5 protein-coding genes are annotated in these 13,237 nt (G+C 45.3%); all 5 read left to right on the top strand.

What is annotated here, in order from left to right; genetic code table 11:
• Positions 1-273 precede the first annotated feature (273 nt).
• The 5 genes from BM412_RS23945 to BM412_RS23925 all read left to right on the top strand — a co-directional run bounded on the left by BM412_RS23945 (position 274) and on the right by BM412_RS23925 (position 13,172).
• Positions 274-7,761, top strand: coding sequence for an immunoglobulin-like domain-containing protein (locus tag BM412_RS23945; protein WP_091224051.1), 7,488 nt, complete (start codon positions 274-276; stop codon positions 7,759-7,761).
• Positions 7,762-7,950: 189 nt separating this feature from the next.
• Positions 7,951-9,972 carry an AAA family ATPase gene (locus BM412_RS23940; RefSeq protein ID WP_091224048.1) on the top strand — a complete coding sequence of 674 codons (2,022 nt, stop codon included), beginning with the start codon at positions 7,951-7,953 and terminating at the stop codon, positions 9,970-9,972.
• 2 nt (positions 9,973-9,974) lie between these two features.
• Entirely contained in the window at positions 9,975-11,258 is a 1,284-nt protein-coding gene (locus tag BM412_RS23935; RefSeq protein ID WP_091224046.1) for an HNH endonuclease domain-containing protein, read from the top strand.
• 269 nt (positions 11,259-11,527) lie between these two features.
• Entirely contained in the window at positions 11,528-12,088 is a 561-nt protein-coding gene (locus tag BM412_RS23930; RefSeq protein WP_177246057.1) for a GNAT family N-acetyltransferase, read from the top strand.
• A 40-nt stretch (positions 12,089-12,128) separates the two neighbouring features.
• Positions 12,129-13,172, top strand: a complete 1,044-nt coding sequence (locus BM412_RS23925) for a glycoside hydrolase family 172 protein (protein ID WP_091224043.1) — start codon at positions 12,129-12,131, stop codon at positions 13,170-13,172.
• The last annotated feature ends 65 nt before the right edge of the window (positions 13,173-13,237 follow it).

Below are 13,237 nucleotides of genomic sequence, written 5' to 3'. Positions count from 1 at the left end.
GGATTTAAAAAGGAGTAAGATTACGTTATTTGCACGTACGCTTATCGCTTTTTGAATCCTGTTATTTTTTTGCCTGTGGACGGATGCACTTATACCAGATTAGACACTGGGAATAGGAGAGGTGATGCGGCAGCGAACATAAAAGCGGGAAAGTGTTGTCAGACCACACTTTGCGAAACTCGGGATCCTGATGGGATGGGGTAAAGGTCTTGCTAGACCCCACATCAATACCATACGTTCATAAATAGGTTAGATATGGAGGGACGTTTAAGAATGATAAAAAGACGTATAGTAGTCTATTTCCTTATGGCAGCGATGTTATTAAATTGGTTTGCAATTCCTACAACAGTCAGCGCGGCATGGGGAGATGCCGTAAATCTGTTGACCGTAAATGCAGGCGCAGATGGGAATACGGCGACAGAAACCATTGCACCGGACGGTCAGACAGCGTGGAGCTTAAACACCGGAACCTCGAAGAACGGTGGGCCTTGGGATAACCTCTTCACGCCGAGCGTGACGTCACATCCGGATGTATCAGCGTATAGAGACGGCTACTTCGTATTCGAGATGTACGTTCCTAATGAGGGCTTCAAGAATATGCAAGGAAATAACTGGCTCGTCATCGTAAGTGACGGCAATAATGACTTTAACACGGATTCTCGTCTCCAGCTTAATTTAAGCGGGGTTACAGCTGCAGCAGTGGGCACATGGGCGACAGTCTATACGAAGCTATCGTCGTCAAGTGCCGTAGCCGGGGCTTTCGATGATGCCTGGCTAAACCAGGTAAATAGACTGGCCATGCATCTGCAATGGGGTACGAGTGTTCCTAATACCAGTGTTTTCATGAAAAACCCGCGTTTCCAGAAGAGTACGCTAGGAGCCCCGGTTTCACAATCAACGGTCCCCGCGCTTGACGTAGCAACAAAAACGGTAACAGCGAACGCGCCGGCTAGCGGGCAAGCTGTGGAGTTCGCAATAAGCGATGATGGAAACGCTCCTGCAACCGGTTGGGTGGATGGAACGAATAACGTTGGTGTGTATACGTATCAATTTGACACATTACCTTCAGCAGACACCTACTATGTATTCGCGCGCTCGAAAGCAGATAGCAGCTACAACTACAGCGGCGCCTCTTCAAGAATTACCGTAACATCAATTAACGAACAAACATTGGTAAATGAAGCAGCGGCGTCTCTGACATGGGATACGATTAAAGGTAGTAATACTTCGAATAACGATGTCAAATCGCAACTTCATCTTCCGACAGCAATAGGAACAACTAACGTAGCATGGTCTTCGGACAATGCAGCAATAAGCAACACCGGAAGTGTAAATCGTTTATGGAATAGAGAAGTAGACAAAACCGTAGTACTCACGGCGACCATAACCAAGGGTGCTGCAAGTGCTACGCAAACGTTTACTTTGACGGTGACAGCCGTGCCGGCGGCGGTAAATGCTCAAGCTGCGACGTTTTTTCCGAATACGAATGAGGGGACGAACACGACTGCGCCGGACGGAAACAACGCGTTCAAGTTGGGAGCTGGCAGGATTGGCGCGGGCGCTGAACGGATTTGGGATGCCCGCTTTATTAGTAGCAGCGGCAATCAGAATTTATTAGGTTATGCGGATCAATATTTTGTATTTGATATGTATGTTACGCATACGGACCTTTTGAATCTTAACGGGAATAACTGGATTGCAATAGCGGCTGGCGGTAACAGTGTTGACACCAATTCGCGTCTTAACCTTAATGTGAACGAGATCAGAAGCGGACATGTCAATGAATGGATGACGGTATATGCGAAATTATCGGCAGCAAATTCTCCTAATGGTTTCAATCCCGTGAATTTGGACACGGTACAAGCAGGAAGATTGCAAATGCAATGGTCTGCTGTGCCCCAAGGCGACATCTATATCAAGAACCCGCGTTTCCAGAATACCGTGGAGTCGCCGAGACCGATTCCGGCAGCTGTTGAAACAACCGACAACGTTACGTTATCGGCAACAGCGCCATCAAACGGTCAGGCTGTGCAGTTCGCGATCAACACCTCCGGTAACGCTCCTGCAGTCGGCGATTGGACGACGGGTACGCTCAATGCAGGCGTGTATACGGCGACATTTACAAAGCCAACGGGCAACACCTATTATACATTCGCACGCACGGCTCAAAATACGCAATATCCTTTCGCAGGAACGCATACGAGAGTGAAAGTGGAGCATCTTGACGACACGCAAGCCATAACAGACGCGGCCAATCATCTGACATGGGACACGATCAGGAATGCGAACGCGATTCAATCCGAAGTAAGAACCGGGTTGTCTCTGCCGACAACGGGTACGAACGATACGGCTATAGCGTGGTCGGCTGCACCGGCAGGTGTCATAAATACCTTAACTGGCGCGGTAACTCGCGACCCTGTCGCAGACAAAGCAGTAACCCTTACTGCGACAATAAGCAAAGGTAGCGCAGCACCTATTCATGTACCTTTTAACTTGACAGTATCCAGTACGGCTAATGAGCTTGCTGAAGTGTTTATTGACTTGAATAATCCAAACACATTTGTTCAATCGGTCAACAAACTACAAGGCAACGGCATAGGCATCAGCCTCGAAGGAGACAGTGTCCCAGTGGCGGTCGCACCACAAAGCGGAGTAGGCGCTGCGAAGGTTGGCGACTTTATGTACGTCATTGTAAACGACCCTCGACTTGCACAAGTAAACAAGGTCGAGTTAACGGTCACATACTGGAGACCGAGCGCAACCGGCGGTATTTCGTTACATTACAACACGATATATCCCGGCAGTTTCTCCGGATTTGATGCGTATCGATCTGCGAGCATTCCGGCGACAGGAAGCGGCAGTACTTGGGTAACGTCAAAAGTTGTGCTTAACGGAGCTAATTTTGCGATAGGTGCACAGAATCAAGGCGCGCACCTCCGTTTCGCTACACCCGGAGCAATCATTCAGAGCATACGAATAACCGAAATTCCGCCAACGGATGCAGAAGCGGTACAACTTGCTTCGGACGCGCTGATTTGGGACGTGATCAAGGGCACGAATACCAGACAGGATCTGGTTGAAACCGGTTTGACTCTTACTACGACGGGTTCGGCGAGAACGACCATTGCGTGGACATCTACCAATAACGCGGTTATTAACAGCAACACCGGCGCAGTAGCACGTCAAGAAGCCAATGCAGCCGTAACCCTCACGGCGACCATAAGCAAAGGTGCGGCAGTGGTTGTCAAAACATTTACTATCGTCGTTCGCGGAACAGGTGCAGGAACCGACGAGGCTGCAGTAGATCATATGTTGAACAAGCTGACATGGGATGCAATCAAAGGCGTGAATGCTTCCGAGGCTAATGTGACGACGAACTTGGTTCTTCCGTCAATGGGCGAGAATATGACGGATATTACCTGGGCGACATCCGCTGCTAACCTCATAACCGCTGCAGGCATGATCCCGACAAACCGTCCGGACGACGGCGGTGTAGTAACGATTACGGCGACGGTTACAAGAGGTCCGGTATCCGATCCTGTAAGCAAGACTAAAGCATTCGTACTGACAGTTCCGAATAGACATGATTACGCAAAATACATGAGAACGGCAATTACTCAGGTACATGATGCGAAAGATTGGGCGATCTCTGACTACAACGTACTTGCTTTCGGTGCAATAAACGATGAGATGGCACAAAATGAAGGCATCGTTAATCCAGACAACAGAGAGGCTTTCCAAGCGGCGATTGACGCGGCTTATAATGACGGCGGCGGCGTAGTCTATATTCCGGCTGGAACTTATGCGTTCCGTACGGAATCTACCGGCACAATAAGCGTCAAGAGCACGACAGGCAATACAACCTACGAATATAAACAGGTTTTAAAATTGCGGGCAGGCGTACAGCTCCGCGGCGAATGGGATAACCCCGATGAGGACAATTACGATGGTAAAATCGACGGAACCATTCTCGCGGTATATGCCGGCAAAAATTCCGCCAATTATGACACGTATGTTGACTCTGACGAGAGAGAAAATCAGACAGGCGGCAAAAAAGTAGCTAATGTGTCCGATAGATTTATAGACATGGAACAAGGCACAGGCGTAACTAACCTCTCCGTATGGTATCCCGAGCAGGATATTACTGCTGCAACCGTTGTTGAAAAGAGGGACCAAAACGGTCAGAAGACAGGGGAATTCGAAACCATTCATGGGATTCCGTATCCGTGGACGTTCTATCAGAGAACCGGTAACAGCGTGACGCTGGATAACGTTACGCTTGTCAACGCTTGGGGAGGATTCATCTCGCTGCCTAGCGAAATGCATTATGTGCTGAACAGCAAGTTGACGGCTCTCTACAAGGGCATCGTGGTTCACACCTGTACAGATATCGGACGAATCGAGAACGTTAACATGGACCCGAACTATTGGGCGAATTCAGGGCTTAGCGGCGCTCCGACTCTTTCGGCTGCGAAAGCGTACACAAGAGCCAACGCTACCGGATTTATGATGCATCGTTCCGACTGGGAATATGTGTCTGGTTTACATGTTGCCGGATATAAGACGGGGATGTGGATCGGAAGAGAACCTGGCGGCGACGAATCTCCGAACGCGCAGTTCTACGGATTAAAGATCGAAGACAGTCAAACGGGCATCTATATTGACAATGCTAACGGTTTCGGTTTGCTGATCTCGAATTCGGAATTTGGCGGCGATACTGCAGCATATGTTAACGAACGTTTCAACACTTCTGTTCAGTTCAACGGAGTTGCATTTAAAGGTCCGATTGTGAGTAACGCCAGAGGCGGAGTGATATCGTTTGAGGATTGTACGTTCGACGAATATGACAATTTCGCACTGAACTTCCTCAATCGAGGCAACGCATTAGTCAGTCAGAGCAACTTCAAACAAGCAGACAAACATGCAAATCTCGGAACTAACTTCGGCACCTTTAAATCGGTAAATTCCGGTTATAACCTTAACATCGAGAGCGCTAACCTTGCCGCTCACATCGATAACCTTAAACTTGACGTTACGGGTGGCGGTAATGACACCACGGTACAGATCGTAAATGACGTCGATTATCTGTTTGAACCGATTCCGAAGGACGTAAACACAGATATTGATGTACATCCTAGACCGACATCAAGCGCAGTGCTTAGACTTGACTTGCCGCGTTCGTTAACAAACAACGTACCGACCGTGGATATAGCTGCAGAATTGCAAGACGCTCTTACCTATATTAAAGCTAATCATGGCGGTGGCACTGTATATTTACCAGGCGGAAGATATAGACTGGATAATCCTGTAGTCGTTCCCGAAGGCGTTGAACTCAGAGGAACATGGGACGTACAGCACCATACGCAAGGCGGCGGTACGGCGATCTTTACGACTTACACCGGCGGTGCCCAAGGGGAAAATGGAAGCTCTCTCATTCAACTTCAGGCAAAAGCAGGTCTCAGAGGACTTAACATTACGCAAGCGAATATAACCAACGTCAACCTCGACGATCCTACTCAAACGCTTAAAACGCCGTTCTTGGTACAGGGGCAAGGTGCAGGCGTATATGCAATCAATTTTACGATTCCAATCGGGGATAAAGGCATTGACCTTGCTTCCTATAAAACCGACGGTCACTATGTCGATTATTTAGGCGGCACGCTCTTAAGAGCAGGCATCTGGGTCGGCGGAGGCGGGGAAGGCGGATTTATCAGAAATATGCAACTCAATCCGCATTACGCGTTGAGACTTCCGGGAGGTCAAGGCTATTCGGCACCTTCAGGCGATGTGTACGGATTCGTACAAAGATACCTCAGTGCGCTCAAATTCTCCGATGTGGAAGACGAGACGATTTTCAACAATTTCGTTTACGGTTCGGTATACGGCGTACACTTCCTGAAGAGAGATTTGGGGAACGGCCAATTCGCATACCCGGGAAAATTGACGATGATCGGTCATGGCTCGGACGGATGCGCATACTCCTTGTATGTGGAAGACGCGGACGAACACACCCAAATCATCGCGATCAACTCGGAACTGGTGAATACGAACATCGCAACCGAGCCAAACAGAGCGTATATCCGAATGGGCGATGTACCGAATACCGCCAAAATCCACCCCGACGCCGAACTTGTTCTGTACAACAGCGCGTTCTGGGGAAGCCCAAGCGTAGCGGGTGCGGTAGTCAATAACGGTATCGTTCGTATCCAGCAAGGAAACTTTACTCAGCTGCCGGCTAACAACCCGGGTATAGACGTCTACGGCGGTCAAGCGAATGTATACTCCTCTTACTTCCAACCGTCTAAGAACGGTCAGAATAATAATGTGTATGCTATGCTGCGAACGGGCGGCACATCGATCGAACTCAGCAACAACTATTACGCATCCGGTTTGAGAAACAGCACGCCGGTCGACAATCCGTATGGCATTTACGGCTCGGATCTATTGGCGGAACCGTTCGTGTTTAGCCTTACCAGTAACGGAGCCGAGCAACAATTTACCTTTAAGTATAATGTCGGAGGAAAAACCTCTGCACCAGGGACACTGACAATTGGTTCTCCGGCGGCTTATGCTGAAGATTTCACTCCAATCCCATTTAACGCGCTTGCGGCAGGCGAATCCGTAACCGTAGATTTACCGTATTATGTTGCAGGTCTGATCACATTCGAGCTTCAACTCGAAGACGGAAAGTCATACAAATATACGGCAAAATTAGACGCAGCTTACACTGAAAAGGTAAGCTCCGCCGGCGCGGAAAATCCGGCCAGAAGTGCTGCAACTCCGGCATATGTAATGAACACCAAAGATTATGTAACTGCGGGAACGTGGGATGGTCCGCAAGACCTTGGCGTAGAATCGCGTTTCGCATGGGATGACAGCAATTTATATGCATACATTGTCGTTACAGACGACGTACACTTCAATAGTCAGTCCGGAGGCAATATATGGAGAGAGGACAATTTGCAGTTAGGCATTGATTTACGCAATCCTGCAACCAACAGTACGACGCGGAATGAATTGGGATTCACGCTCACCAATGACAACGAAGTAATCAAATGGGCTTGGACTCGTCCTGCAGGTACCAATGCACCGACTGCTCCGATCACGGATATTGTGGCAGAGATTACGAGGGATGAAGCAGCTAAACAGACGATTTACAGTCTCAAAATCCCGTTTAATACCGTTCATAATAATCCTGCATCGCTACTCGCGAACGGAAGAATCGGAGTATCGGTCATGCTCAATGAATCTGACGGCCCGAATGAATCTGACAGCACCAGAAGCACATTTGAAGTGGAAAGCGGGCAATTAAAGAGTTCGGATTTATTTACAAATCTATATCTGTTAGGCACAGGCGGATACAATGAAAGGCTTGAAACATCAGCAGAGGCTGCCGTTTCAAAGGCGCTCGCGTCTGGATCTGCTGCTGATATCGCTTTAGCGCTCAACTTTGTCACTATTCTGGCAGACGGCCAAGTTAAAGCAGAGCTAATGGCGTTACTTGCGCCTCCCGCCACGGTTATCGAAGCGACGCCAACGGCTTACGTAGAAAAACTAAGCGGTAATAAAAATAACTTGACTATCACGGTTAGAGAAAAGTATTCCGACGGTTCGATTATCGACATCAAAAAAACGTTCTCTATCCAAAACAACTCGAAAGGGACGTACGAAGTAGGCCAATATAAAGTCTATGTGGATACAAAAGGAAACACGCAAATCCGAGAAATCTATATCGTGTCTCCAAAGCCGAATCAGATTTGATTAAAACGAAGCAGCCCCATCATGTTGGGGCTGCATTTTTATTTATCACTTCTCCACATAAGTTATATGAAGCGGTAAAATCAGTATCGCATTCGACAAAATCTGATAAATAGGATAATTATACCACTCAGTATGATATTATCATGAACAGATGGATTGAGTAATAACAGTAGAGGGAGTTCTGAGAACATGAAGCTAGCTTATTTATGGATAGAATCATATGGGGTGTTTAAAGAAACAGGATTTCATTTCAGTAACAACTATAAATTTGATTATAAATTAGGCACGTTGACAGTTTCAAATACACTCGAGCAAGTGATTCCTAATGATTTTTTCGGTGCAAACTGTATTGATGTAAGTGTTGTTGTTGGTGATAATGGAGCAGGTAAAACTTCACTGCTGAAATGCATTCTGGATTGTATGGCATGTGGAGTCGATGATATAGATTTAAGTTTTATAGCGGTGTTTTATGACCAACCGCCTACGGAATTGCACATTTATACACACCGTATGCCAGTAATACAAGTCACTAAGGATGAAGGCAGTAGTGCAACTGTTATTAGATTAGATGAAAGTGCCTTCATAAAAGAGGTTAACAAAACTAAATTGGTTTATATAAGCAATGCGCTTGACTTGAATGATTATTCTCTAAAAAAAAGAGGAACCGTGTTTGATGGTTCAACTGGGGGCCTTTTGAGGAGAGACTACTTTAGCAATCAAGAAAGCCGGCATATTACATCAGAGGAGAACCCGGTCTATAATTTCTTTAATAATGAAGTGTATAGACAAATAGATTTCCTGACTCAGAATAAATTTTATGATTCAGAGAGAGACATGCCGTTTAAAATGCCGGAATTTCTAGAAATATCTGTCGTGAAAAATGATCGTAATCTAAAAAATACTCATGAAATATTGAGCATAGAGAGTCATGCTAAATATGGCAGTGAAAATCAAACGATAGAAATAATGAACGAAAATGAAAAAATAAGAGAATTATTGTATATGGTTCATGATTCACTATGGAGGCTAGCTGATAATAAAGAAATGTGGTTCTCTCAAATTGCTGAGCACTTGGTTATTAATGCAATAAAAGAAGTCGCTGAACCGAATACAACAGCAGATAAACGAACAACAGAATTAACATGCTTGCTAGAAGTTTTTGAGCCATTTAAAGAAGGAACCGAAACAATTCTGTCCTATTGCAGGAATTTTTTAATACGAGCCAGTGAAAAGATAAAAGAAAAAAAGTCCATTAATGCGTATCGTCTTATTCCCTATCAAGTGTTTATTGAATGGCTTATTCAGAACTATTCATTCTTTGACATTGAGGTTAATTCCGCTGAGCCCTCCCTGGCCGTAGCTAGACTTAAAAAAGGAAATCTAAACACGTTTAAAGATTTCTTCGAGCACTATAACAAAACATGTCGCCCATATTTTTATCTTAATTTTTCGTGGGGACTAAGTACAGGAGAGAGCAATCTACTCAGCCTGTATGCTCGGTTATATTCCGTACTTAAACCCGATCTAAATGGAGGACGAAGTAAGCAAATCGTGAATCATATTCCTAGTGGAGAAGTTCAGTGCAGCAATGTATTGTTATTAATTGACGAGGCAGATTTATCCTATCATCCAAGGTGGCAAATTAAGTATTTAGATGCTTTACTGGGCATACTTACCACCGTATATGCTAATTATGATGTTCAGGTCATTCTAACTACGCATTCTCCAATTCTATTATCTGATGTTCCCAGAAGCCAAGTTCTATATTTAAAGGATGGCAAGGTCCACCATACTGAAGAACACCAGGAAACATTCGGGCAGAATATTTACACATTGTTTAATGATGCATTCTTTTTAGACACTACAGTAGGTGAGTTCTCAGATCGAATGATAAAAGAAGTTAGTGGTGGACTTGATGAGTTACTTAAAGTAGCAATTGATTTAAACAATAGCAGTTACGATAACAATGATAGGAATCGCAAGAATAATGAAAATAATTACATACCGACATTAGAACGCTATGAATACATAATTGGCATAATCGGTGAGCCAGTCATTAGAAGAGCGTTTGAGTCTAAATTTCAGCAAATAAGATCAGCTTATCTATCTAAAGAGCTCAAAGAATCGATTACTCGTTATAATGATCTCTCCCCGGAAGATAGAGACCGACTGATTGACTATATAATAAAGACAAGCGATGAGAGGCAATAAACATGAAGAAAATTATGATTTCTGAGCAGACAGAAAAAAAACATCAGCGATACTATAGAAAGCGTATTATTCAGGACTTAATGGAGAGTAAAGGAGAGAGCTATGCTTATGAATCAGCCGCAGAAATCAGACGAGTAAGTCCCTCGAAGTACTTTAATGAGAATAGGTTTGTAAAGCAACATTCTTATTTTGTTGGGTTCGTAAAAAATCGTTACAAAACTTTTGCCACGGGTAAACTCTCCGATTTAGCAAAACTGAAAGAGACAATAGAAATACAATTTCCGTTAGTCTGCAAAATGCTCAGGCTTAAATTGGATGGACTTAAGTATAACTATAAGGAGTATTTGTACCGTCTTTTCGGGTATGAGCAGTTTAAGGTAGATGACTTATTCAATTATTTTAATAAAGAAGCCCAAAAAAGTATTGGAAAGGAAATATATTGTGCAAAAGTCCAAGCGGAAATAGTGCGAATGCTAGAAGGCATTTTTCCTCAGCACAAGAATGAAATTAATGCGAGATTGCTACCTGGAGGCCAGTCGCTTCTAGTAGATCAATGCAAGATGGAGTTTCGCAAGTTACATGAATTAAATATTACAATAGATAACTTCAAACAGTTTCCTGTATTTAAAAATTACTGGAATGATTATTTCTTTGTTATGGAAAGTGCTCTGAGAGTATGCCCTTACTGTAATCGGCAATATATAACTCCACTCTATTCTGATAATGGTAAGATTAGAGCTGACATAGATCACTTTTTACCGAAAAGTATATATCCCTATTTCTCAATGTCTCTATACAATCTGGTTCCGGTATGTAAATCGTGCAACCAGTCATTAAAGCGAGATAAAGAGTTCAATTTTAACCATATTAGTCCCTATGAAGATCATATTGGCGATTATTTCAAGTTTAAGGCGAATGTGGTTACGAATGAAATTTCAATTAAGAGGGAAGGCGACAAGTTAGATGAGATTGCACATCACCTGGAGACTTTTAAGATTGGACCATTATATAACTATCACAGGAATCAAGTAAAAGAGTTGATAAGAAAAAGAATTGTTTATCCGGACTTATATATTAAGAAGTTATATGAGGAAAATCGAACTTTTTTTAATAGTGAGCATGAGTTGAAGCAATTAATTGTTGGATTCATCGAGGATAAGAGCAAGATAAATGATGAAGCCTTTCTAAAATTTAGACGTGATATTGCTGAACAATTAGGCTTTTTAAGCTCCCGAAATGATTTCAGAATTGCAAAGCTTAGAGAGATACTGAATAAATCGCATTAATAATTTTATATAAGGGCACTGTTTCCTCATTAGGAGATGTAGTGCGCTGACTTCTAACCCGTTGCAACAGGATGATTTGAACATCACTTCCTACTGATATACAATTAATGGTATATCTTTGCATGTCATCGTTTGACCTAGTAAAGGAGCACATCTAATGTTTCATATCGAAGCATCTTCAGAACCGCGCGAGAAGAATTATGAGACAGTCATCAATCAGCGCGAGCAATTCGTACAGCAGTTATGCGAGCACCTGTGAGGTCTCAATGATGAACTATCAAGTCACTTCAGAATGGAACGAGAACCTGTGGCGTAAGGTAGAGCCGGTGTACCGGGAAGCCTTCCCCGAACATAGAGGGAAGAGCGAAGGCGTGATCCGCCGCATGTTTCAGCGCAAGCTAAGCGAGTTGCACACATGGATGGAAGCGGGGGAAGTCGTCGCTATGGCACTGACAGCGACTGACCGTGGAGCGCATGTGCTCGTGATCGATTATCTCGCCGTGCGGGCAAGCCGACGAGGCGGCGGTCTAGGCCGTCATTGCGTGGAAGCGATTAGCGAATGGGCGAAGTTGTCGGAATCGTGCCGCGCGGTCGTTATTGAGGTCGAAGCGGAGCAAACGGAGGAGAATGCGGAGCGCATCAGATTTTGGCTGAGGACAGGCTTTCAACTCACGAGTTATGTGCATCCGTACATCTGGGTGCCAGAGACGTATCAGGCGATGTATTTGCCGCTGGAGCCTGCTTTTAAGCCGGAGGATGAAGGCCAATCGCTGTTCAAATTCATCACCAAGTATCATGAGAAAGCGTACCGAGGCGGAGATATTGAATAGCAACAACGACTAAACGGCGAAACATGGAAGCGTTGCCAAAATGGCTAAGAACAAAGGAGAGATGAATATGTTCCCCGCTTTATACGAGATTAGGAAAGCGACAACCCGACAATTCACGACCTTCGATCCCGCCACCAAGAGCAAGACGGTGAGAATCATGCCCGGCGAGCCTCCGCGCACGATCGTAAAGAGTGACAAACCAGGCATGATCAGCCGGATGTGGTTAACCTTTCCCGGATGGTTCTGGCGACATTGGGACACGCAAGCCGAGAACGATACATCTACGTTGAAGAAGCTCATCATCCGTATCTATTGGGACGGGGAGTCTGAACCGTCCGTTGAATGTCCGATCGGCGATTTCTTTGGCATCGGCCATTGCGAATTTCGACACTTCGTCTCACGGTATATCGGAATGTCGAGCGGAGGCTTCTATTCCTACTTCCTGATGCCCTATAATCAAGTGCGCATTGAGCTTGAGAACTTGCATGAGAGCATCCCGCTTGATGTTTTCTTTAACGCCAACTACGAGGAATACGACGAACTGCCGAAGGACTCCGGGCGGTTCCATTGCCTCTTCCGGACGGCACGTCTTGGGGGTACGGAACCGCTTCCTCTGGTAGACATTCAAGGACGCGGCCATTACATCGGATGCTGCCTGTCCATGCAGGGAGAGGATCTCAACTACTTGTCTTACTTGGAAGCGCCGGAATATATGTTCATCGACACGGAAGACCGCGAGAACCCGACGATCGTTGGCACCGGACTGGAAGATTATTTCAATGGCGGCTGGTACTTCAGGGATGGTGAATTCAACGGAGAGCTGCATGGCGTGCCGCTGAAAGATACGCTGCGTTCGATGATCAGCATGTATCGGTTTCACGAACATGATGCCATTGCGTTCGACAAAAATCTCAGCATCTCGTTCGTGAACCCATGGGAGGCGAAGCACCTGAAGCCCTATTGGTACTCTTCGACCGCCTACTGGTATCAGGATAGGGCTGCACCGCTTCCCGAAAAGCTTCCCGTCGACAAGTTGATGAGTATGTACAGACGGCGCGACACGGATCATCAATCTTATCCTTAAGCCCGGGATTTTCACTGCCTCGCTTAGAACCCAATAATCTTTACAAAAACACCTCCTCCAATTAA

Source organism: Paenibacillus sp. BC26 (assembly GCF_900116125.1).
GTDB classification, from domain to species: domain Bacteria; phylum Bacillota; class Bacilli; order Paenibacillales; family Paenibacillaceae; genus Paenibacillus_Z; species Paenibacillus_Z lignilyticus.
Note: the sequence above shows the minus strand (reverse complement) of the source record. Positions and strands in the feature narration are given on the sequence as shown.